Consider the following 21,627-nt stretch of genomic DNA (forward strand, 5'->3'; position numbering starts at 1 on the left):
AAGATACAGCTTGCCAAGAAAAGGGCAAGGGGCTACCGGAACACGGAGAATTTTATAAACATGATCTATTTCATAGCGGGTAAACTGAAATTCGATTACCCACTGTATTTAACATAGAACCAAAAAAATCAACCCCCTTCCTTGAACCAGCCGGAGTACATGACATAGGCCTCCGCGATGCGATCGATCTCGCCACGGCTCAGGGAAGGATCCACCTCCTTTATCTTTTTGGCGGGCATACCGGCAAAGACGCTTCCCTGGGGCACGTGGGTGCCCTTGGTTAGCACCGCTCCCGCCGCAATGATGCTGTTGCTCTCCACCACGCAGTGGTCCATGATGATGCTGCCCATTCCTATGAGCACATTGTCCTTTACGGTGCAGCCGTGCACAATGGCATTATGCCCAATGGAGACATTGTTCCCGATCTTGGTGGGCGCTTTTTCATAGGTGCAATGGATCACCGCCCCGTCCTGTACATTTACCTTGTTGCCCATTTCAATGTAGTGCACATCCCCGCGCACCACCGCATTGAACCAAATACTGCATTGATCGCCCATCTGTACCTGGCCCACCACCGTGGCATTTTCGGCAATGTAACAATCGTTCCCAATTTTAGGGGCGTGGCCCCTGACCTCTTTGATCATACGCTTATGTTTACCCTATTTAAAATACGCCAAAAAGGCTTTCTTTCTGGAAGCGGACACCAACAGCTCCCTGCCATTGGAAAGAATGAGGCTGCCCCCCTTTCCCTTTTTGTACTTTACCACCCGGTTCACGTTCACGAGATAGGATTTGTGGGTGCGAGCAAAGGCAAATTGGGAAAGATGCTCCTCAAAATATTTTAAAGTCTTGCTAACCACCAATCTTTTGTTCTCCAGGAATATCTCCGTGTAATTGTCATCTGCCCGGCAGTACAGGATGTCTGCCACGTCCAGCACCTCAAATCCGTCTTGCTGTGGCAGGGTGATCTTTCCCTGCACCTGGCCCATCTTGGGCCTCAGCACCTGGTCTTCCAGGGCCTTTTCCCTGCTCCTGATTTCCAGGACATGGTCCACGGCATGGATGAGCTCCCCAATATCTATGGGCTTGGTAAGGTAGTATGCGGCCTGCTGGTTCAGGGCGTCTTTGGCGTAGTGCTCATAGGCGGTGACAAAAACGGTCTCAAAGCTCCGGTCCGGAACGGCCGCCAAAAAGTCAAAGGCGTTGCCAAAGGGCATTTCCACGTCCAAAAAGACCACGTCGGGGGGCTGTGCCCCGATCAGGGCCAAGGCCTCTTCCATAGAGCCGGCCTCGCCCAACAAGCGAACTCCGGGACAGTACTTGCCCATATAGTTCGTAAGGATTTCCCGGCTAGTGGGCTCGTCGTCCACTACAATGGCTGTGAGTTCCATCAGTCTTTTTTCAATGTTAAGATCACCTCGGTTCCGCTACCATCTTCCTTGAGATCGTTTATGGCTATGGACACCTTGTCCGGTTGCATTTTGTTGAGTATGGCCACCCGCCTTGCTATATTGGCCATTCCCTTGGATCGTTTTTTCTTCTGATGCTGGGTCTTTGCCCGGGCAGAGGCCTGGCGCCCAATGCCGTTGTCCCTGATGGTTACCTGCACCTGGTTCCCCGTCACGGCGGCCACCCTTATCTCCAATGTGCCCTTGGCCCGTTTATAGCGCAGGCCGTGCCAAATGGCGTTCTCTATGTAGGGCTGCAACAACATGGGGGGAATCTGAAAATGCTCCACGTTAAGGCCCTCCTCGATCTCAATATGATAGTCAAATTTATCCGGAAAGCGCGAATGTTCCAATTTTACGTAGAGCTCCAACAGTTGCAGCTCTTCGGACAAGGGAATGAAATCGGCCTCTGAATTGTCCAAAACGGACCGCATGAGCTTGGAAAAGTCGCTCAGGTACTTGTTGGCGCTCCGTTCATCGTTCTTGGCAATGAAATTATTGACGGAGTTCAGGGCATTGAAGATAAAATGGGGGTTCATCTGGGAGCGGAGAGACTTCAATGCCAACAGGTTGTTGGCCAATTTCTGCTGTTGGTTGCTGCGGTAAAAGAAAAAGGCCGCCAGCCCCATTAGGCAAAGGCCAAGCACCAGGGAATAGATCAACCACTGTTGCCTCTTGTAACTTTCTTGGGAGAGGGCCTGTTCCGTCAGTGCCAAATTGTATTTGCTGGCCGTGAGCTCCCGTTCCTGCTCCAGTCCCTTGATCCTGTTCTGCACGGAGCTGATCTCACGGGTAAAGCGGGCCGCGCGGGATATCTCCTCTTCCTTGCGCACATACAAGGTATCCACCACGTTCACATAGGCTTGGTAGGTTTGCAGTGCCTTGTTGAAATCTCCCTTGACCTCATAGACCTCGGACAGCTTCCTGGTGGCATCCTTCTGTACCAACAGGTCGTCCTCAAAATCGGCCTCCACAATGCTCTGCTCCAAATGGGAGATGGCCTCGCTGTACTTGTCCTGGGCAATATAGGCGTTCGCTATTTTGTAGTTGATGCGCTGGGAGGTGAGCGTATCCCCCAAATCCAACTCCCTGGCCCCTCTCTCCCGCACGTTCAACTTGTTCAACTCCCGCAAGCTGTTCTTCCTAAGGGCGATTTCCTCTTGGTAATCGTTTTTCTTATTGTAAAAATCGGCCACTTTTTCATTTTCCCTCAAGGCCCTTGTGGGCGTCTGTTGATTGGCCATTTCCAGGGAATTGCCATAGTAGCGCTCGGCCTCCATAAATTGGTTGCCCTCACTGTAGGCATCGGCAATCTTTGAATTGAGGTCGGTGATCTGCAAGGACAGCCGCCCTTGCTGCGCCATTTGCAAACCCTCCTGGTACAGGGATACGGCGCCCGGCAGGTCCCGTTTTGCCTTTTTAAGGTCGCCCAGGAGCTCCAGGAGCTCCACCTGCTGTTGGCGTGGCACCCCCCTTTGGTTGCGCAAGGGAAGCAAGACCTCCTCGGCCAAGCCCACTTCCTTGTCCAGGAGATGGGACCGCGCCAGCCATAGGGCCGTGGAAAACGTTTCATTGATCTTTAACGATTGCTCAAAATTATCCGCGGCCAGATCGTACTGCTTGTAAAAGAAATAGATCTCGCCCAAGACGCTCAGCGACTGCGCCAAGGCGTTCTGATCCCCACCGTCTTCCATTTCATTGATGGAGGCGGCAACAAAATCGACACTCTTGGCAATGTCCTTCCGCATATGGAACCTGGCAGAATCCAAATAGACCGCGTGCAGCCCCTTTTTCTTGGATGATGGGGCCGATGTTAACCGGCCCGGTTCCCTTCCGGAAACCGTTGCACCCCCTTCCCCTTGTTGGGCCAAGACCACTTTTAGGGGCTTTGCATCTTCCACCCGTTTCCTGGCCGTTTGGAAACCAGGGTGCTCAAAGACCAGTTCCCGGCCCAGGGACACGGAAATGTGAAATTTCCCGGCGGCATCGGTCATCGTACCAACACCACTTTCAACGCTCACGGAAACACCGGCCAAGGGTTCATTGGAAGCGTTGAGCACCTGACCGCCAAGGTCTAGCCTGCCGGTATCGGTCCCGGTTTGGCCGTGTGCCCAAAGGCCCCACATTAAAAAAAGGGACAACATGATGTTCGCTAGGGATCGCATCTTTTGCATACTTATGGTAAACTTAGGTCATTTATATGATTTCAAAAAATGGGGAGGTAGGGCATGGTGCCCCAAAAAAGAGCGTTTAACCCACTTCACTCACCCAAAGCCCACCTTGGCGCAGGGAAAGGGGCACTTCCCTAAGTCCCGGTTTTTCTTTACCGGGCCTGGCCCTAGTTTTACGCCATAACCCTTTAAACAAATCATCATGAAAAAGTATCACAGCATAGGCCTTTGCCTCTTGGCAGCGCTCTTCTTGGGACATTCCCGGCCCAACGATGCCATGCAACATGAAAAAGCACAAGAAAAACGGAGCTTTATCCCCTCCCATATCGATTCCGAACGAAAAGACGGTGCTTCGGTAAAAATTGCCCTCTTGTTGGATACCAGCAACAGTATGGACGGACTCATTAACCAAGCCAAATCCCAGTTATGGGACATTGTGAACGAGTTTACCCACGCCAGATGTGGCAACGGTGCCCCGCCCAAACTGCAAATTGCCCTGTACCAATATGGGAACGACAACCTTTCTTCCCGTGAGGGGTACATACAGCAAGTGCTGGATTTTAGCTCGGACCTGGATGAAATCTCCGAGAAACTGTTTTCCCTGACCACCCACGGCGGGGAGGAATACTGCGGGGCGGTGATCAATACCTCCTTGAAACAACTGGATTGGGGCAGCACGCCCGGAGATTTGAAAATGATCTTCATTGCCGGAAACGAACCCTTTGACCAAGGCCGGCAAAGTTATGTGAACGCCGCCCTGAACGCCAAGGAAAAAGACGTGGTGGTAAACACCATTTTCTGCGGAAACCATGCACTGGGGGTACGCACCCAATGGAAAAAGGGAGCCCAGCTCACCGGTGGGGAATACATGGCCATTGACCACAACAGGGATGTGGTGCACATAAGCACGCCCTACGACGACGTGATCCTAAAGCTGAACACCAAGCTGAACAAGACCTATATCTCCTTTGGCAGCCTGGGGGCGTCCAAATTTCGGAAGCAGGCCGTACAGGATGCCAATGCCATGGAAATGGAAGAGGCCGTGGCGGTGAAAAGGGCGGTGAGCAAAAGCTCCCGTTTGTACTCCAACAAAGCATGGGACCTGGTCGATGCCACCACGGACGAGTCCTTTGACCTCTCCCAGCTGGACAAGGATGCGCTTCCGAAAGAACTGCGCAACAAATCCAAAGAAGAAATGGAAGCCATCATTGAGGCCAAGCGCAAGGAGCGGGAAGCCATACAGAAAGAGATACAGGACCTGGACATGAAAAGGAAGGAATACATGGCCCAAAAACAAGAGGATGCTTCCCAACCCACCCTGGAAAGCGCCATGGTCAGGGCCATAAAGAGACAGGCATTGGCAAAGCACATCCGTTGGTAGGCACAGCACGGAACGGGGAGATGCCCTTGGGACGCCAAAAGAGGCCCGGGCAGAAAACGGTGGCCGGCACCACATGTCGTTTAACATGGCACTACGGAAGGCGGTTACTGGGCGGCCGGGCAATAACAATCATAGCGTCGCTCGCGCTGGCCAAAGTCGTACCCCAGGGTGATCTGATGAAAGCCGCCGTTGGAAAAACGGATGTCGCCCATTTGGTAGGAGTAGTTATAGGACACCATAAAGTTCTTGATATTGGCCCCCACAATGGGGGTCACGAGCTGCAGGCGCTGTTCGCCAAAGCCGGTGGCGGTCTGGAATTGCGCCCCGTCAAAACTCCTGCGATAGGAGATTCCGCCCCACACCCTACCAAAATCCACGTCCTTGTACACCTTGGCGTTGATGTCAATGGTCTTTTCCCGGGTAAACTCGGTCAACTGAAACAGTACGGAGGGCTCCACCTGCCACTCATTTCTTCCAAAGATGTAGCCTGCGGAAACAAGGTAACGGCGAATGTTGTCAATAACCAGCTGGTCCGGGTTGTCCTGGCGGTCCCGGTAGTACACGTTGCGCTGGCTGCCCGTGAGCGCATTGAGCACGGCAAAATGGGCATAGAACTCCTGCAGGTTATAAGAAAGGCCCAGGTCCACGTTAAAATAAGATGCGCTGAGCCGTTGGCCCGCTATGGCCGGATCGGGCACAAGGGACCTGAACTCGGATTCGTCCAGGCTACTCTGTAAGATCGTGCCGCTGATCCCAAAGGAAAGTTGGTTCAGCGCCCTGATGTCCGTGCCGCCCATGCGCAAATGGTGGGCATAGGTCATTTTGGCGCCCGTTTGGGAATGGTAGCCATTGGCATCGTTAAAGAGAATGACCCCTACCCCACTGGGCCCGTCCCCTAACCTAAAATTGGCATTTATGGTCTGCAGGCTCGGGGCGTCTTCCACATCAAACCACTGCATCCTGGCCGTGGCCCGGATCTTTCCGCCCTCGCCTATCCCCGCCATAGAAGGGTAAACCAGGTAGTAATTGTCTGCCAAATAATCAAAATAAACGGGAATGCCCTCCTGTGCCTTGGCCCAGTGACCAAATAGAAACAGCACAAGTAGGACAGGAAGATATTTACACTTCATCTTAGGGCTTTGGGAGGCGCCAGGGGCAGGCCGGCGACCATAAGGTATAACGGCCCACACGAAACATTATTATGTAGGGCACATCTTAGATTTCCTTCGTATTTTTGCAATATAGGCATAAGCCGCAGATCGGGACAGGACAGGAGGGTAAAATCATTGATTTTTGTCCAAAAATTTCTTTTTTTTGAATTTTTTACCCCAACCAAGGGCCCAGCCATCTGCACACAACATAAAACAGAAACAATGAAGGAGTATTCCATTACCGTGGTGGCCACCAACAATCCTCACATTCTGAAGTTTGAGGCCAACCACCTGTTGGTGCAACGAAAAAACTACGAGTTCAAAAACATAGACGAGGCCCAAAACTCGCCCCTGGCGCAACAACTGTTTCACCTGCCCTTTATCAAAACGGTCTATGTGTCCGGAAATTTCATAGGACTGGAACGGTACGACATTGTGCAGTGGGAAGATGTCAAGGACGAGGTGGCCCAGCAATTGGTGGAGTACCTCAACGCCGGGGAACCGGTGGTGATCGAGGAACAGACCGACAAAAAGATTCCCGTGACGGTCTATGCCGAAGTTACGCCCAACCCGGCCACGATGAAGTTTGTGGCCAGCAAGAAAATTGTGGGCACGGCCTATGAGTTCAAGAACATAGACGAGGCCAAGCACGCTCCCCTGGCAATGGCCCTTTTCCAGTTTCCGTTCGTAAAACAGGTGTTCCTGGACGAGAACTACGTTTCCGTGAGCAAGTACGAGGTGGCCGAATGGGAAGACATAACCCTGGAACTGCGCGAACTGATCCGAAACTTCATAGCAGACGGCAAGGAAGTGGTGGGCGATGGCGCGCGATCCGTGAACGCCCCCGAAGTGGCCCCTACCACGGAAGCCAGTGCGCCCGCGGGCCCTTTGGACGACACCTCCAAAGAGATCGTGGCCATTCTGGAAGAGTACGTAAAGCCTGCCGTGGCCAGTGATGGCGGCAACATTCTCTTTAAGTCTTACGAAGCGGAGCACAAACGGGTAAACGTGATCCTACAGGGCGCCTGCAGCGGTTGTCCCTCCTCTACCTTTACCCTAAAGAACGGCATTGAGACCATGCTCAAGAACATGATGGGTGACCGTATCAATGAGGTTGTTGCCCTAAACGGTTAAAAATTGACCTTTCGCCGTGGGCGTCCCATCATTTTTTAGTATTTTAAGGCTTCATTTAAAAACACTAATTATGGCAGTTTTAAAAGTTATTGAAGTATTGGCCAATTCCGACAAAAGTTGGGAAGATGCCACCAGAAAGGCGGTAGATCAGGCCGCCAAATCGGTCAAGAACATTAAATCGGTTTACGTGAACGAACAGAGCGCGATGGTGGACGATGGCAAGGTCACTGAGTTCCGGGTGAACGTAAAAATAACCTTCGAGGTTAAATAATTGACCCGAACACCTTTTAAAAAGCGCCTAAAGGCGCTTTTTTTGTTCCTTTGCACTGCCAGCACAAGCCACGGTTCCTTGGCATGCTCCGATTGTGTCGCCCCTTGGCAACTAACTTCCAAGGGACACGGAAAGCCCCGCGGAAGACCAGGACCGCCACAGATGCTGCCCAACCTAACGCAACTCATTTCCCAAACACATAAAAATCTGATTTGAAGATGGAAAAATTGACCGACTGGAAAGCACACGCAGACAATGCCATAGCCTGGATATGGAGCGCCCTGCCCAACCTCATCTGGGCCGTGGTGATCCTAATTGCCGGCATCTACGCCATTAGGCTGATCAACAGACTGGTGCGCCGGCATTTTGAAAAACGCGATTACGACCAGGCTCTGGAAAGATTTCTGCAGAGCTTTATAAAAATTGCCCTGAAACTGATCCTGTTTGTTTTGGTCATTACCCAATTGGGTGTAAAAACCACCTCTTTGGTGGCCATTTTAGGGGCTGCCGGGCTGGCCGTGGGGCTGGCCCTACAGGGGTCACTGGCCAATTTTGCCGGCGGCGTGCTCATCTTGGTCTTTAAACCGTTCAAGATCGGCGATTGGATTTCTGCCCAAGGGGTGGACGGTGCCGTAAAGGACATTAACATCTTTACCACCAAGCTCACCACTTTTGGCAACCAGGAGGCCATAATCCCCAACGGGCAATTGAGCAACAACAACATCATCAATTACAATGCCGAGCCCATGCGCCGGGACAAGATAGACGTGGGCATCGGGTACGGATCCAACATAAAACAGGCCAAGGACATCCTCTTGGCCATCTGCAAGGAAAACGAAAACATACGCACCCAACCGGCACCCGAGGTCTATGTTGGGGAACTGGGCGATAGTTCCGTGAACCTGACCTTGCGCTTTTGGGCAGACAATGAGGTCTTTTGGGCCGCCCATTTTCACGTGATGGAAGAAATAAAATACCGCTTTGACGAGGCCGGCATTGAAATACCCTTTCCACAGCGGGTCATGCACACCATCGGGGAGAAGTGATACGGTCAGTGGCCCTGTTTTTTCTTGGTCTGCAGCATAAAGTCCTTTAGGTAATAGGGCTCAAAATAAGCAACATCCTCCAACTGGCCCGCCGCATACCTTTCCTGGCTCAAAGCAACCATTTGCCTTGCGGAAGGGATCACCGTGGGGTCATAGGAAAAAGTGTCATGGTCCAAGAGGTCTGCTATCTTGGCGGCGCCACTGCCCACGAACAGCACCTCCCGATGCCTGTAAATGGAAAAGGAATCACGGTTTACCACCACGGCCTCGGTGGGCCCAAGGGCTTGGAGCCGGGCGTCGTAAACGGCCGCATAGACCTCCATCCTGCGCGCGTCCAGCACGGAAACCACCATATCCCGTACCCTCTCCTTCACGGACAGGGCCATACTCTTTAAGGTGGGAACGGCGATCAGTGGCAGTCCCAGGGCAAAACAAAGCCCCTTGGCGGCAGACACCCCAATGCGCAGCCCCGTATAGGAACCGGGGCCCTTGCTCACGGCCACGGCATCCAGATCGCCAAGGTCCTTCCCGGCCATTTCCAGACTTTCCTTGATAAAGAGGTGCAGCTGCTCTCCGTGGGAGTAATTGGGGGCATTGTGCTCTTTTAATGACAACAACCTTCCGTCCTGGGCCACGCCAACGGAGCAATTGGTGGTGGCCGTTTCCAAATTCAAGATCAGTCCCATGTGCCAAAGGTAGGGCTTACGCCCAAAAAGCAAAAGCCCGTGAACCTGTAATTCACGGGCGTTCCATTTTATATCCAAGCATCGGTCTAGTTCAGCACAATGGGCATGCCAAAGTAGAACTCCAATATCTTCAACCTAAAAATATAGTCGTATTTGGTGCGCACCACATCGGCGGCGGCATTGTCCACCCGGGCCTGGGCCTGGCTAAAATCGAAGGCGTTCATCAGCCCCACGTCAAAACGCTCTTTGGCATATTCAAAGGCCAATCTCCGGGCCTCCAAAGTCTTTTCCGCGGCCTCGTAGGCCTTGAAGGTGGTATTGACATCCACATAAGATTGGTTCACGATGTTCTCCAGGTCCAGCTTCTCCTGCTCCAACTGCAATTTGGCCCGCTCCACGTTTATTTCGGAGCGGTCAATGGCGTTGCGCACACTGAATCCGTTGAATATGGGCACGTTGAGCTGCACCCCAAAGGAGACCCCATCAAAGATCCAGAGCTGATCGGTAAAGCTGGGCGTAAAGAACTGGGGAATGGAGCCCGAGGGCAGTCCCGGTACGGGAAGCTGTGCCACATCCGAATATCGGGTGCCGTAGTTGGCAAAGGCCCCCAAGGTGGGCAACAAGGCCCCTTTACTGATGTCCAGGTCCTTTTCCGCCAGTTCCACATTGGTCTGGGACAATTTAATATCGTTCCTGAACTCCAGCGCCTTGGCGTAAATGGAACTGGGGGTGTTGCTCAGAATGTCCGATGGTGGAATGTCGAACGCCTGGTCCGCAATGTCAAAATTATCGTAGTCCGTGATCTGCAGCAGTTGTGCCAGGCCGATCCTGGAGATGAGCACCTGCCCCTCTGCATTGATGATCTGCTGCTGCTGGTTGGCGGCAGTGGCCTCTATTTCCAAGAGATCGCCCCTGGGCAGCACCCCGGACTCCACCAGCTCCTTGGTCCTGATCAGGTCCTGCTCGGTAAACTGATATTGTGCCCTGGCCACCTTGAGCAGCTCCTTGTTGCTCAGCACTTGCAGATAACTGTTGGCCACGCTGAGCCTAATATCATCCTTTAGGTCGTCCAGGCGGTACTGGTTGGCAATGGCGTTGAGTTTGGCCCGGTTGAGCTGGTGCACGTTGCGAAGCCCATCAAAAAGGGTGACCCCGGTAGTGAGGCCCGCGTTCACATTGTTCTGGGTCCTGTTGGTGGGCAAGTTGTTGGTGGGGTTAATGGAGAAACCCGTGTTGCTGGAGTACGATGTATTGGCGTTTAGCGTGGGAAGGAAATTGCCCAGGGCGTCGGACTTGTCTATCTCGGCATTTTCGAGGTCCAGTTCAAATTGGGCCACGGTAAGGTTGTGCTCCACCGCATACTCCACGCACTCCTGCAGCGTCCATTGCTTTACCTGCGCGGAGAGCGCCGTTGCGGCAAAGAGCAGCAGTAGTGTAATGGCTTTACATTTCATGTTCTTGTTTTTTGATTGCTATTGATTATGTTGATGGATGTCTGTTAGGCGGCTTCCTCTTCGCCCTCTTCTTCCTCACCTTTTTTAATGGGCTCCGTCTTGTTCCAGTGCTTCACCTCGTCACTTTCCTCCAATCCGGAAACGACCTCCACGTTCACCCCGTCCGAAATGCCTATTTCAATGTCCCGGCGCTCAAATTTCTGATCGCCGGTGGCCACTTCCACAAAGGGCTCTGCCGTGTCCTTGTCAAACTGCAACAGTGCTTCGGGGATGGCCAGCACATCTTTTTTGCTTTCCAGGACCAGGGAGGCGTTGGCGCTGTAGCCGGCCCGGATCAGCACGCTGTCATCCACCGTTACATCGCCCTCGATCTTGAACTGTACCGCTCCGGCCTCTTCCACGCCCTTGGGGGCTATGAACTTCAATTTGGCCTCGAAGGTACGGTCTTCAATGGCGCCCAGGCTAATTTCCAGGGGCATGCCCACTTCCAGCTTGCCCACTTCGCCCTCATCTACCTTGCCCTCAAAGATCATCTTCCCCAGATCGGCAATGGAGGCCACCGTGGTACCATCGTTGAAGTTGTTGCTCTGGATCACCTGATCGCCCTCTTTTACCGGAATCTCCAGAATGGTGCCCGATACGGTGGCGCGGATGTTGGTGTTGGCCTCCGAAGAGCCCCCAATGGATCCCCTGCGGATGATCTGGTAGTCTGCGTTGGCGTTCTTGAGTTCTTGCTCTGCCTGCTCAAAGGCCAGTTTCTGGTTGATGAAATCCTGGTTGGAGACCACGCCCTTGTCGTAGAGCGTCTTGTTGCGTTCATATTCGATCTTGGCATTATTCAGGGCCAGCTCCGCATTGCGCACCCGCCCACGGGCCTGGTACATGGCCTGCTCGTTGGGCACCACCTTGATCACGGCAATGAGCTCACCGGCATTGATCTTCATCCCCTCTTCCACCATGATCTTGTCTATGATTCCGGTGATCTGGGGCTTTATCTCCACCTCATCTTCCGGGATGACCTTTCCGGTGGCCACCGTTTTCCTTTCTATGGTGGTGGTAAAGGGTTGGGAAGTGTCATACTCAATGGTGCTCTTGCTGTTGCTCTTTACAAAGAACAGGGCGGCCCATAAGGCACCGATCACCAATAGCGCGATCAATATATACTTTACGATCTTGTTCATTTTTTAGTTGTATTAGTTATCTATTTGTTGTTAGTGGTTCCTTTTATCATTCTTCCCTCAGGGCATCAATGGGCTTTATGCTCACCGCTCGCTGTGCGGGAATGAGGCCGATCAAAACGCCCAGCATCACCATGAGCAGCAACGACCCAATGACATAGGCCACCGGGACCGTGGGGTTGCTGTAGGGTATTTCCACGTTCTGGGTCATCACGTCTATGCCCTTTAGGGTCAATGCGCCCGCTATGATGCCGATCACCCCGGCCAGCATGGTGAGAAAGAGCGACTCGATCAGGATCTGGTTGCGCACTTCCGATGGGGTGGCCCCCAGCGCCCGGCGCACGCCCAATTCCTTGGTGCGTTCCTTCACGGAGATCAAGAGGATGTTGCCAATGCCTATGACCCCGGCCAAGATGGTGGCAATGCCCACAATGAGCGAGAGAAAGGTGAGCCCGTTGGCAAAGCCAAAGATTTTCTTGAAGACTTCGCCCAGGTTAAAGGAGCCAATGGCCTTCTCGTCCGTGGGGTCTGCCTTGTGTATGCGCCTCAAGTTGGCCTTTATGGCCTGCTCCACGGCCACCACATCGGCATCGTCTGCCGCGGCCACGGTAAACCAGGCCACATTGTCTCCGGTATTGTAGATCTTACGGTAGGTGGTAAAAGGGATAAAGATGTCGCTGTCATTGTCAAAAGGGCCTCCCCCGGCAAACTTGTGCACGCCCACCACCTGAAAATTTACGTTGTCTATCTCAATGTAACCGCCTATGGGATCCTCATCCTCGTCAAAGAGCTCGTCTTGGGTGCGCTCGCCGATCACGGCCACCTTGCGCTCCTGGGCAATATCGTCATCATTGATGAAGCGCCCACCGTCATAGATCCTTTTGGTGGCAATTTTGGTGAATTCGGGAAAATCCCCAAAAACGGAGTAATTGCCAGACTTGAGCCCCCTGGTGATCACCCCCGGGCTGGAACCGAAAACGCCCCTTACGTTCCTGGGGGCCAGGGCCACGATCTCCGGTACCTGCCGGCGCAGCACCTCGGCATCCTGAAGTTTCAACTGTATTTGGCGGCCCGTCTTAAAACCGGCATAGGGCTTGCTGGTGCTCTGGGCCCAAATGAACATGCTGTTACGCGCCACGGTCTCGAACTCTTTTTCAAAACCATTGTCCAGCCCCTTGGAGGCCCCGGAGAGCCCAATATAGATATAGATGCCTATAAAGACCCCGACCATGGTAAGAAAGGTCCTGAGCTTGTTTTTGTTGATGGACTGAAAAATCTCGATCCACGTGTCCCTATCAAATAGCTGTCTCATATCATTCGTCATTTAAGGCCACAATGGGCTTGATCCTTGCCGCTTTCTTGGCGGGCAGATAGGCGGCAAGCGCACCACAGACAATTAACAGAATGGTCACAAAAATGGCCGTACCGGACTGGATGCCGGGATTGGTAATGAAATAGTCGTCTTCCAGGGCCTTGCCATTGATCAGGTTAAGGGTAACAATGCCCCCGATCATGCCCAGAAAGCCAAAAAGGGTGGTAATGAAGATGGACTCCAGCAAAATGGTGCTGATGATGGCCCCCGGGGTGGCCCCCAGTGCCTTGCGGATGCCGATCTCCTTGGTGCGCTCCTTTACCACGAACACCATGATGTTGCTTATGCCCAGAATACCGGAAATGATCACGGCAAAGGCAATGCCAGAAATAATGATCTTTAGGATGCCCGCAAATTGCTGGTTGCGCTTTAGATTGTCTGCCACGTTCTCTATCCTGATGCCCCGCGGGTCCTTGGGGCTAATGACCTTGGTCTTGCGCAGGAACTGGTCCAGGTTGCGTTGAAACTTCATGGCGCCATCATACCCAATGGCCTCGTTAAAGGCCAAGATGATGCGATCGATCTTGTTGTTGTTTCCCTCAATGAGCTGGCGCGTGGTAAAGGGGATGTAGATGAAGCGCTCCTCATTGTCCCCACCATCGTCTTGGAACACGCCAATGACCTTAAAGGCGCTTCCGCCAACATCCACGTACTCGCCCAGGGATTCACGGCCCTCAAAAAGGTCTTTTTCCACCATACGGCCGATCACGGCGTACTTGGTCCTGTCCCTAATGTCCTTGGCGTTGATGTACCTGCCCTTCATTAAAATGTTCTTTTCGGCCATTTGCATGCCCGGGGAGACGCCGCGGGTGGTATAATTGTCCGATTTATCCTTGAAGGTGACCAGGGCGCCCCGCTGTATCTGGGGGGTCATGTAGTCCACCAAAGGGGCAAACTCGCGCATGATCAGGTCCAGGTCGTCATTTTCAAACTCAATCTGCCGCTTGGCCTTGAAACCTCCGTAAGGAATGGTGGTTTCGGAGGGATAGATCCTGAAGATATTGGTGGCATCGTCCCCAAAAAACTTCATGAAGGTGTTGTTTAGGCCGTTGCCCATCCCAAAAAGGGTCACAAAGATAAAGATGCCCAAGGCCACGGTGAACCCCGTAAGGAAGGTACGCAGCTTGTTCTTCTGTATGGTCTTGAATATCTCTTTCCAGGTGTCTATGCTAAACATATTGGGAAGCCCTTACTTGTTCCACTTTTTTGTCCTCTACGATCACGCCGTCCTTTAAGTGCACGATCCGCTTGCACATATGGGCAATGTCTTCTTCGTGTGTCACCACCAAAATGGTATTGCCGGCGTCGTTTATTTTTTGGATCAGGTCCATGACCTCGTAGGAGGTGGTGCTGTCCAGGGCACCGGTGGGCTCATCGGCGAGGAGCACCTTGGGCTCTGCCGCCATGGCCCTGGCTATGGCCACCCGTTGCTTTTGGCCACCGGAAAGTTCACTGGGCAGGTGGGTGGCCCAATCCCTTAGCCCCACCTGTTCCAAATATTTCAGGGCCTTTTCCTGGCGCACCTTGCGGCTCACCCGCTGGTAGTACAGGGGCAGGGCCACGTTTTCCAGGGCACTCTTGTAGTTGATCAGGTTAAAAGACTGGAAAATGAAGCCCAGAAACTTGTTCCGGTACTGTGCAGCCTTGGTTTCATTGAGGTTCACAATGGGCACGCCGTCCAGTACATAATCTCCGGAATCTGCCGAATCCAACATCCCCAAAATGTTCAACAGGGTCGATTTTCCGGATCCGGAAGACCCCATGATGGCCACAAGCTCCCCTTCCTCCACGTTAAAATCTATTCCCTTGAGCACGTGAAGGGAATTGCTTCCCATCTTATAGGACTTGTGCAAATTGCTGATGTGTATCATTCCTTGGTTCCGTTAATTGTTAAGCGGGCAGTGCTTACTTGTACCATAAGACCGATCTCTGCCCTGAATGTTACAGGATATCGGATATTTTTTTTTGGTTCTACCACAAATGTTGTGGAAACAAAATGGTACTGGCCCTCCTTGGGACTCCAGGACGCAAGCCCAACAACATGTCCGGTCACAAACACCCGTAAAGCAGGCCTCAATAACTTATGGAACCACAAACACAAACTCGCACATCTTAAGCCTTCTGGTCCCAAGTAAAATTGCGCATCATCGGTTTTTGCCCACAAGCATACTGGCAACTCTTTTTGTTTTTAATTGTTCCCGGCAAGTTCATTGGGCCGTACCCGGTTCCAGACCTTAACGGCATCATTTTCAGAGAGACCGTCCTTTATCTGCACGTGGATCCCGTCACTTATGCCCAGTACCACCTCCCTGCGCTCAAACTCTTGATCGCCCGTCCGCACCTCCACAAAGGGCTTTTTTGTATCCTCATCAAACTGCACCAAGGCCTCCTTGATGGCCAGCACCTCCTCTGCCCTGGCCAGGATAATGGAGGCATTGGCACTGAGACCGGCCCTGATAAAGATGGAATCCTGTTGGGCCAAGGTGCCCTTTATCTCGAACTGTATGGCGCCGTTCTCCTCCTTGCCCTTGGGGGCAATATAATCCAACGTGGCATCAAAAACGGCGTTCTCAATGGCGCCCACGGTAATTTCCAACGGCAGGCCCTCTTTTATCTTGCCCACTTCAGACTCATCCACCTTGCCCTCAAAAATCATCTTTTCCACGTCTGCAATGGCGGCCAAGGTGGTGCCCTCGTTAAAATTGTTGGCCTCAATGACCTGGTTGCCCACCTCTACCGGCACCTCTAGCACCATGCCGCTCACCGTGGCCCTTATCTGGGTATTGGCCGCGTTGCCGTAACCCTGGGTGGTGCCGGTCTTTATGATATCAAAACGCTTGTTGGCCGCGGCATGGGCCTGTTTTGCCTGGTCATGGGCCACCTGGGCCCGCTCCAGATCCACTTGGGAGATCACCCCTTTATCGAACAGGGCGGTCTGGCGGGCCAGGTTTCTTCGTTGGTCCGCCAGGGTGATCTTTACGTCCTCTATGGCGTTGCGGGCATCGTTTAGGGCACTGAGGTTGGGCACCACCTTTATGCGCGCCAAAAGGTCTCCGGAGGACACAAAATCTCCGCCTTCCACAAAAATCTCCTCAATGACCCCGGAGATGTTGGGTTTGATCAGCACTTCTTCCAAGGGAAGAATGCTGCCCGTGGCCATGGCCTTTTTTACAATGGTCTCCTTGGTAGGGGTTTCGGTTTCATACTGCACCGGGTTCTCGGCATTTTTTTGGTACAGATAGTACATGGCCGAGCCAAAGGTGACGGCTATGAGCAGTAAGATGGTGAGCGTAACACTTTTTTTCATTTTTTGTTCCAGTTTATGTTTGTTCCAATTTGGCCATGGGCCGCTTAGCCCTGCCCAAAAAGCGTCATTCCGATCTAAGGGCCTCTATGGGCCTTACCTTTAGGGCACTTCTTGCCGGGATAAAACCGGCCAACAGTCCTGAGATGACCAATATGGTCAAGGCCGTGATCACCGTGCCAAGGTCCACACTCGGGTTAACGAACATGTCCACGGGCCCCAAATGGTCCAGCAATGCGTTAATGCCATAAATGGCCGCGGCCCCAAACACAATGCCGGCCATTCCGGAGATCACGGTAAGAAAGATGGCTTCCATGAGAATCTGTTTTTTTATGGACCATGGGGCCTCTCCCAATGCCCTGCGGATCCCAATTTCCTTGGTGCGCTCCTTGATCACAATGAGCATGATGTTGCTAACCCCGATAATGCCGGACAAGAGGACCAGGACGCCAACAAAATAGGCCACCCACTGCAGGGCACCAAAAAGGCTCTCCACACGGCTGTACTGCTCGTAGAGATCAAAATAACCAACGGCCCGCTCATCGTCCGGATGTATGCGCCTGTTCTCCTTGACCACGTTCACAATGTCTTCCTTGAGGGCGGTAATGGAATTTCCGTCATGGGCGGTAATGGCCATCCAACCCACGTCGTCCCCTCGGTTAAAGGCCTGCGAAAAGGCGGTAAAGGGCACAAAGATCTCCTTTTGCCCTTCCTCCCCATCCCCATTGCTGCTTTTTTTGGCGTAGGACCCAATGACCATAAAGTTTACGCCCTGTATCTTTATGTAAGAACCGAGGATGTCCTGGTCCATGCTGTACAGCCCGTTGACCACGCCTTCGCCGATCACGGCCACCTTGCGCTTGTCCGCTATATCGTTCTGGTTCATGAAGCGACCCCGGGTAATGGTCATGGGCTCCTGCCTAATGATGTCCGGATAGTCGCCATACACATTGAAGGCCCCCGTTCTAAGGCCCCGCACCACGTTGTTGGCACCGCCAAAACCACCCAATTGGTTGCGGGGCGATATAAAGCGCAGACCCGGAACCTTTTCATCAATGGCCTTTACGTCCTCTACCTTAAAATTGTAGGTCCTGCCCTTGGGGAGGCCCTTATAGGCTTTTGCCGTGCTGCGCGACCACATGAACATGGTATTGGTGGCAATGTCCCCAAAATCTGCCCGTATCCCATTTTCCAGCCCCTTGCCGGCCGCCAAGAGCACAATGAGGATAAAGATGCCCCAGGCCACCCCAAAGGCCGTGGCCAAGGTTCGGAACACATTGGTGGAGAGCACTTCCAAGATTTCTTGCCAACGGTCTTTACTGAACATGGCGGTAAGGGTTGTCATTCATCTTTCAAAGCCTTTATCACGTGTACCCGTGCCGCCTTCCATGCGGGGAAAAAGCCCGCTGCCGCACCGGCAAAAATAAGGATGAACACCGTGGTGAGGGCCACATTGAAGTTTACGCTGGGGTTCAGGACATAGTCCACCTCAATGTGCGGACCCAATAGCTCCAGGAGGCCCATACTGCAGATCAGGCCCGTGAAACCCGCAATGGCGGTCACAAATATGGCCTCGTGCAGGATCATGCCCACAATGGACCAGGGCTTGGCCCCCAACGCCTTGCGGATCCCTATTTCCCGGGTGCGCTCCTTGACCACAATGAGCATGATGTTGCTCACGCCCACCACCCCGGCAATGATGGTGCAGATGCCCACGAACCAAAAAAAGAACTTTATGCCGCCCATAAGGTTGTAGAAACGCTTGGCCTCTTCCATGGGGTTCCATATCTGTATGGCAGCGGTGTCATCGGGGGCCACGGTATGCGCCTGTTTTAGATAGGTGTCCAAAGATTCCTTGAAGGCGATGGACTGGGCCACCGCGGCCTCAAAATTTTCGGCCGGGGGCAAGGTATAGGCCATGTTGTTGATGTGGTCCGCGCCATTGAATACTTTTTGGGCCGTACTTACCGGAATAAAGATGCGCTCCTCTTCCCGCTCCCCGCCCACATCTCCGTACACCCCAACGATTTTAAAGGGAATACCGGAAATGTCCAACATTTGCCCCAAAGGGTCCAGGGTATCCTTAAAGACATCGCGCTTGATCTTGTTGCCAATGAGCGCCACCTTGGCCACGCCCTTCTCGTCCAGATGGTTCAGGAACCTCCCCTGGGAAACGTAGGCATTCTCTATGAACTGAAATTGGGGGGAAACGCCCTGGACGCGATAGGGCAGGGATTCGGCACCGAAATTAACGGAGGTGCCCCTGACAAAGACACGGGGAGACCTGTACTCTATGTCATCGGCCAGGAGGGCCGCGGAGAAGTCATAGTGCTCATTGCGCAATTGAATTGGCCGGCCCGGATTAAGGCCCTTGTACTCCTTGGTGGTAACGCCCGGCCACACCCAAACGCTGGTGGCGGCGTCCTGTTGAAACTCCTTGGCAATACCGTTCTGCATCCCTTGGCCAAAACCGAGCAGGATCACCAAGATGAAAATGCCCGATGCCACGGAGAGCCCCGTTAAAAACGTGCGCAACTTATTTTTCCGAATGGTATCGAAAATTTCTTGCCAGCGTTCCAGATCGAACATGTTGGATTGATTTTTTTTTTGATTGATGAAGAAAAAGAACAGCCCCTGCCCAGCTTGTGATCGGGCGGTGCGCAAGACCATCAAACAGATGCCCCGGCCTTGTGCCGTCCGGTAGAAAAAAGCAAGTTCCCTTTCCAAAAAAATAAGACTTGGATTTTTGGGGATTGTTACACCCAAAAGGGGAAATAACTGTTAAAACTGTGTTATTTCCTCAAGACTTCACCTTCCTGTAAACAAAATAAAAGACCCCGGCCACCAAGATGTAGGGCACGGCCATTAAATAAACAATGCCATTGTTAATGCCCTCTGCCTGGGCACCGGAGGCCTCACTTTCCAGCACGGCACGGCACATGGCGCACTGCGCCTGGGCCCATTGGGGAAGCAGCAATACCACCAAAAGGAAAACCACGGTTCTTTTTACATCAATGCGCATAGTACGGGGATATCATGATATAGACCACCACCCCGGTCACGGCCACATACAACCAAAGGGGAAAGGTGTATTTGGCCATTTTCCGGTGGGCTTCAAAATCTTTGAGATAGGCCTTGGCGTAGGTGCGCAAGACCAAGGGGATCAAGACAATGGACAACAGGATATGGGATATCAAAATAAAAAAGTAAAAATACCGAATGGCACCCTCACCACCGTAAGGGGTGCTTTCCGAGGTCATGTGGTAGCCTATGTACATCACCAAAAACAATACGGACAGGGCAATGCAGGTGCTCATTAACTGCTGGTGCAACCGTTGGTTGCCCTTTTTTATGGCCACCACAGCCAAGACCAGAAGCACGGCGGTAATGCCATTGGTGGTGGCATAAATGGGCGGCAAAAAGCTCAGGGGCTCCACATTGGGCAGCTTTACCCCAAAGAGCAGGGCCACCACCACGGGGATCACAACGGACACCACCGTGATCAATTTGTTGAATCTCTTCTCTTTCAATACCAGTTCTTTTCCCACCTTATTCCAGTAATAGTTTTTTAATGTCTTCTTTGAGCATACTTATCTGCTCCTCCTCGCCGTGCTCGTTCACCCCCATCGCTTCGGTGATGGCCCCACGGTAGTACACCAAGGGGTTGCCAAATTTGTCCTGCCTGGATCTTAGGTAGCCCTGTTTGTCCACCAGGGCGAACAATCCAGAATGTTCAAAACCGCCCGGGGCCTCCGGCATTTCGGCAGCAAAAATGTTGAAACCACTGTTGGCCAGGTGAAACACCCCTTCTTTGTCCCCGGTGAACAAGTTCCAATCCTTGTCCACAATGCCATACTTCTGCGCGTAGTTGCGCAGCACCTCAGGGGTATCATAGTCTGGCGTTATGCTAAACGAGGCCACACCAAAATTGTCGTTGTAGGCAAAGTGGTCCTGGAGGGCCACCAGGTTTTCGGTCATGATGGGGCAGATGCTGGGGCAGGAGGTAAAGAAGAACTCCACCAGGTACACTTTTCCCAAATAGTCCTTGTCCGTTACATAGAGGCTGTCCTGGTTCAAAAAACGGAACTCGGGCACCTTGCGCCGCTCCCCGTTGAGCATGATGTAGCTCAGCGCCGCGTTGTCCCGGTCCACGTTCAAACGATCGTGCTCCACCACATTGCCGGTCTTGATGCGCTCCACGATTTTGGGCACCACGAGGATGCCAAAAATGAGGATGATCAAAGAAACCCAGATGTAGGTGTACTTCTTGTTCATTTCGTGGTACGGTTTGCGTTGTTCTTCTTCAGTGCCAGCCGATATTCCGCCAGAATGATCTTTACATCGTCTTCCATCTTGTTGTTCAGATCCGCCACGGAGGTGGCATTGAAACCATATTTGGTACCTTCGTCCTCATCCTTGTCCCTGCCCCGTAGGTTACGGTCCTTGTCTATGATGAAGACGTAGGGGGTGCCCAGATCGGCCTGCAGTTCCAGGTCGGTTTCCAAACTCTCAAAAACCGTCTTTATCTCCCCATCCGTTGCGTGCACAAATTGCCATTTCCCAATATCGGCCAAGGCCGAGAGCTCTTCCTTAAGCTCGCTTACCGCCGTTTCCGTACCTTCCGGAACCAACATCACAAACTGGAAGTCCTTGAACTCGTGAAAGCGCTTGTATATTTTTTGATTTAGGTTGAAGGCGTTGCCCTTTTTTTGATCCACCCCGTGCCCCAGAAAGCCCAGTACGGTTATCTTATCCTGTAACCGCACGGAGCGGCCCGAAAAATTGAGCTCGGGGATATCGGTGGTGAGTACGGGCAGCTTGCCAAAATTGTTTACCCCAGAGGCAAAGAAGAGATAGGCCACAATGGGCAGCACAAAAAGCACGAGCAGTACAAAAGTCTTTTTCAACTGATTTTTTTTTCTCCGCGGCACCGTGTTCCGGCACTCCCCTTTTAAACATACGGGAAGACGCTGAAACGGGTCATATGCCCTGGGGTACAAAAATAAAAAAGACGGTGTTTAAACCGTCTTT

21 protein-coding genes are annotated in these 21,627 nt (G+C 52.6%); 4 read left to right on the top strand and 17 right to left on the bottom strand.

What is annotated here, in order from left to right; genetic code table 11:
- Positions 1-128 precede the first annotated feature (128 nt).
- The 3 genes from ACKWCC_RS16745 to ACKWCC_RS16755 are packed head-to-tail and all read right to left on the bottom strand — an operon-like array spanning position 129 to position 3,613.
- The gene (locus tag ACKWCC_RS16745; protein WP_413997118.1) at positions 129-644 is read right to left on the bottom strand and encodes a gamma carbonic anhydrase family protein; all 516 of its coding nucleotides are present in this window, start codon (positions 642-644) and stop codon (positions 129-131) included.
- Between the two features lie 15 nt (positions 645-659).
- Positions 660-1,391: a LytR/AlgR family response regulator transcription factor gene (locus ACKWCC_RS16750; protein WP_413997119.1), complete on the bottom strand. Its 732-nt coding sequence runs from the start codon at positions 1,389-1,391 to the stop codon at positions 660-662.
- Positions 1,391-3,613: a histidine kinase gene (locus ACKWCC_RS16755; RefSeq protein ID WP_413997120.1), complete on the bottom strand. Its 2,223-nt coding sequence runs from the start codon at positions 3,611-3,613 to the stop codon at positions 1,391-1,393. The genes ACKWCC_RS16750 and ACKWCC_RS16755 overlap by 1 nt, the downstream gene beginning before the upstream one ends.
- A 208-nt stretch (positions 3,614-3,821) precedes the next feature.
- Between ACKWCC_RS16755 and ACKWCC_RS16760 the strand changes: the two genes are divergently transcribed.
- The gene (locus tag ACKWCC_RS16760) at positions 3,822-5,000 is read left to right on the top strand and encodes a vWA domain-containing protein (RefSeq protein ID WP_413997121.1); all 1,179 of its coding nucleotides are present in this window, start codon (positions 3,822-3,824) and stop codon (positions 4,998-5,000) included.
- Positions 5,001-5,104: 104 nt separating this feature from the next.
- On the opposite strand, the gene ACKWCC_RS16765 is transcribed toward ACKWCC_RS16760, so the two are convergent.
- A complete protein-coding gene (locus tag ACKWCC_RS16765; RefSeq protein ID WP_413997122.1) occupies positions 5,105-6,130 on the bottom strand; it encodes a PorP/SprF family type IX secretion system membrane protein in 1,026 nt (341 codons plus the stop codon).
- 243 nt (positions 6,131-6,373) lie between these two features.
- Between ACKWCC_RS16765 and ACKWCC_RS16770 the strand changes: the two genes are divergently transcribed.
- The 3 genes from ACKWCC_RS16770 to ACKWCC_RS16780 all read left to right on the top strand — a co-directional run bounded on the left by ACKWCC_RS16770 (position 6,374) and on the right by ACKWCC_RS16780 (position 8,602).
- A complete protein-coding gene (locus tag ACKWCC_RS16770; RefSeq protein ID WP_413997123.1) occupies positions 6,374-7,285 on the top strand; it encodes a NifU family protein in 912 nt (303 codons plus the stop codon).
- Positions 7,286-7,355: 70 nt separating this feature from the next.
- On the top strand, positions 7,356-7,556 hold the full coding sequence (locus ACKWCC_RS16775) for a dodecin family protein (RefSeq protein WP_413997124.1): 201 nt from the start codon (positions 7,356-7,358) through the stop codon (positions 7,554-7,556).
- A gap of 218 nt (positions 7,557-7,774) precedes the next feature.
- The gene (locus tag ACKWCC_RS16780) at positions 7,775-8,602 is read left to right on the top strand and encodes a mechanosensitive ion channel family protein (protein WP_413997125.1); all 828 of its coding nucleotides are present in this window, start codon (positions 7,775-7,777) and stop codon (positions 8,600-8,602) included.
- Between the two features lie 5 nt (positions 8,603-8,607).
- Here the strand turns inward: ACKWCC_RS16780 and tsaB are convergent, their stop codons facing one another.
- The 13 genes from tsaB to ACKWCC_RS16845 form a co-directional block, all read right to left on the bottom strand.
- Positions 8,608-9,288, bottom strand: a complete 681-nt coding sequence (gene tsaB, locus ACKWCC_RS16785) for a tRNA (adenosine(37)-N6)-threonylcarbamoyltransferase complex dimerization subunit type 1 TsaB (RefSeq protein WP_413997126.1) — start codon at positions 9,286-9,288, stop codon at positions 8,608-8,610.
- Between the two features lie 86 nt (positions 9,289-9,374).
- Positions 9,375-10,742, bottom strand: coding sequence for a TolC family protein (locus ACKWCC_RS16790; RefSeq protein WP_413997127.1), 1,368 nt, complete (start codon positions 10,740-10,742; stop codon positions 9,375-9,377).
- 44 nt (positions 10,743-10,786) lie between these two features.
- Positions 10,787-11,923 carry an efflux RND transporter periplasmic adaptor subunit gene (locus ACKWCC_RS16795; protein WP_413997128.1) on the bottom strand — a complete coding sequence of 379 codons (1,137 nt, stop codon included), beginning with the start codon at positions 11,921-11,923 and terminating at the stop codon, positions 10,787-10,789.
- 46 nt (positions 11,924-11,969) lie between these two features.
- Positions 11,970-13,232 (bottom strand): ABC transporter permease, encoded by a 1,263-nt coding sequence (locus ACKWCC_RS16800; RefSeq protein WP_413997129.1) that lies wholly within the window; start codon positions 13,230-13,232, stop codon positions 11,970-11,972.
- A gap of 1 nt (position 13,233) precedes the next feature.
- A complete protein-coding gene (locus ACKWCC_RS16805; RefSeq protein ID WP_413997130.1) occupies positions 13,234-14,469 on the bottom strand; it encodes an ABC transporter permease in 1,236 nt (411 codons plus the stop codon).
- Positions 14,462-15,163: an ABC transporter ATP-binding protein gene (locus ACKWCC_RS16810; protein WP_413997131.1), complete on the bottom strand. Its 702-nt coding sequence runs from the start codon at positions 15,161-15,163 to the stop codon at positions 14,462-14,464. Before ACKWCC_RS16810 ends, ACKWCC_RS16805 begins: the two co-directional genes overlap by 8 nt.
- A 317-nt stretch (positions 15,164-15,480) precedes the next feature.
- On the bottom strand, positions 15,481-16,599 hold the full coding sequence (locus ACKWCC_RS16815) for an efflux RND transporter periplasmic adaptor subunit (RefSeq protein WP_413997132.1): 1,119 nt from the start codon (positions 16,597-16,599) through the stop codon (positions 15,481-15,483).
- A 64-nt stretch (positions 16,600-16,663) separates the two neighbouring features.
- Entirely contained in the window at positions 16,664-17,923 is a 1,260-nt protein-coding gene (locus ACKWCC_RS16820; RefSeq protein WP_413997153.1) for an ABC transporter permease, read from the bottom strand.
- A 14-nt stretch (positions 17,924-17,937) separates the two neighbouring features.
- The gene (locus ACKWCC_RS16825) at positions 17,938-19,185 is read right to left on the bottom strand and encodes an ABC transporter permease (protein WP_413997133.1); all 1,248 of its coding nucleotides are present in this window, start codon (positions 19,183-19,185) and stop codon (positions 17,938-17,940) included.
- Between the two features lie 211 nt (positions 19,186-19,396).
- Positions 19,397-19,618, bottom strand: coding sequence for a hypothetical protein (locus ACKWCC_RS16830; RefSeq protein WP_413997134.1), 222 nt, complete (start codon positions 19,616-19,618; stop codon positions 19,397-19,399).
- Positions 19,608-20,126 carry a DUF420 domain-containing protein gene (locus ACKWCC_RS16835; protein ID WP_413997135.1) on the bottom strand — a complete coding sequence of 173 codons (519 nt, stop codon included), beginning with the start codon at positions 20,124-20,126 and terminating at the stop codon, positions 19,608-19,610. Before ACKWCC_RS16835 ends, ACKWCC_RS16830 begins: the two co-directional genes overlap by 11 nt.
- A 19-nt stretch (positions 20,127-20,145) precedes the next feature.
- Complete coding sequence (locus ACKWCC_RS16840; RefSeq protein ID WP_413997136.1) at positions 20,146-20,871, bottom strand: SCO family protein; 726 nt, start codon at positions 20,869-20,871, stop codon at positions 20,146-20,148.
- Positions 20,868-21,503 (bottom strand): hypothetical protein, encoded by a 636-nt coding sequence (locus ACKWCC_RS16845; protein ID WP_413997137.1) that lies wholly within the window; start codon positions 21,501-21,503, stop codon positions 20,868-20,870. Before ACKWCC_RS16845 ends, ACKWCC_RS16840 begins: the two co-directional genes overlap by 4 nt.
- Positions 21,504-21,627 lie beyond the last annotated feature (124 nt).

This window comes from Maribacter aquimarinus, assembly GCF_047345505.1.
GTDB lineage: Bacteria > Bacteroidota > Bacteroidia > Flavobacteriales > Flavobacteriaceae > Maribacter.

Bases quoted from the DNA above. Each gene is read 5' to 3' on its own strand.
- ACKWCC_RS16830 (WP_413997134.1), bottom strand. From the start codon at position 19,618: ATGCGCATTGATGTAAAAAGAACCGTGGTTTTCCTTTTGGTGGTATTG.
- ACKWCC_RS16820 (WP_413997153.1), bottom strand. From the start codon at position 17,923: ATGTTCAGTAAAGACCGTTGGCAAGAAATCTTGGAAGTGCTCTCCACC.
- ACKWCC_RS16765 (WP_413997122.1), bottom strand. From the start codon at position 6,130: ATGAAGTGTAAATATCTTCCTGTCCTACTTGTGCTGTTTCTATTTGGT.
- ACKWCC_RS16815 (WP_413997132.1), bottom strand. From the start codon at position 16,599: ATGAAAAAAAGTGTTACGCTCACCATCTTACTGCTCATAGCCGTCACC.
- ACKWCC_RS16770 (WP_413997123.1), top strand. From the start codon at position 6,374: ATGAAGGAGTATTCCATTACCGTGGTGGCCACCAACAATCCTCACATT.
- ACKWCC_RS16795 (WP_413997128.1), bottom strand. From the start codon at position 11,923: ATGAACAAGATCGTAAAGTATATATTGATCGCGCTATTGGTGATCGGT.
- ACKWCC_RS16805 (WP_413997130.1), bottom strand. From the start codon at position 14,469: ATGTTTAGCATAGACACCTGGAAAGAGATATTCAAGACCATACAGAAG.
- ACKWCC_RS16840 (WP_413997136.1), bottom strand. From the start codon at position 20,871: ATGAACAAGAAGTACACCTACATCTGGGTTTCTTTGATCATCCTCATT.
- ACKWCC_RS16780 (WP_413997125.1), top strand. From the start codon at position 7,775: ATGGAAAAATTGACCGACTGGAAAGCACACGCAGACAATGCCATAGCC.
- ACKWCC_RS16745 (WP_413997118.1), bottom strand. From the start codon at position 644: ATGATCAAAGAGGTCAGGGGCCACGCCCCTAAAATTGGGAACGATTGT.
- ACKWCC_RS16760 (WP_413997121.1), top strand. From the start codon at position 3,822: ATGAAAAAGTATCACAGCATAGGCCTTTGCCTCTTGGCAGCGCTCTTC.
- ACKWCC_RS16775 (WP_413997124.1), top strand. From the start codon at position 7,356: ATGGCAGTTTTAAAAGTTATTGAAGTATTGGCCAATTCCGACAAAAGT.
- ACKWCC_RS16800 (WP_413997129.1), bottom strand. From the start codon at position 13,232: ATGAGACAGCTATTTGATAGGGACACGTGGATCGAGATTTTTCAGTCC.
- ACKWCC_RS16825 (WP_413997133.1), bottom strand. From the start codon at position 19,185: ATGTTCGATCTGGAACGCTGGCAAGAAATTTTCGATACCATTCGGAAA.
- ACKWCC_RS16750 (WP_413997119.1), bottom strand. From the start codon at position 1,391: ATGGAACTCACAGCCATTGTAGTGGACGACGAGCCCACTAGCCGGGAA.
- ACKWCC_RS16790 (WP_413997127.1), bottom strand. From the start codon at position 10,742: ATGAAATGTAAAGCCATTACACTACTGCTGCTCTTTGCCGCAACGGCG.
- ACKWCC_RS16755 (WP_413997120.1), bottom strand. From the start codon at position 3,613: ATGCGATCCCTAGCGAACATCATGTTGTCCCTTTTTTTAATGTGGGGC.
- ACKWCC_RS16810 (WP_413997131.1), bottom strand. From the start codon at position 15,163: ATGATACACATCAGCAATTTGCACAAGTCCTATAAGATGGGAAGCAAT.
- tsaB (WP_413997126.1), bottom strand. From the start codon at position 9,288: ATGGGACTGATCTTGAATTTGGAAACGGCCACCACCAATTGCTCCGTT.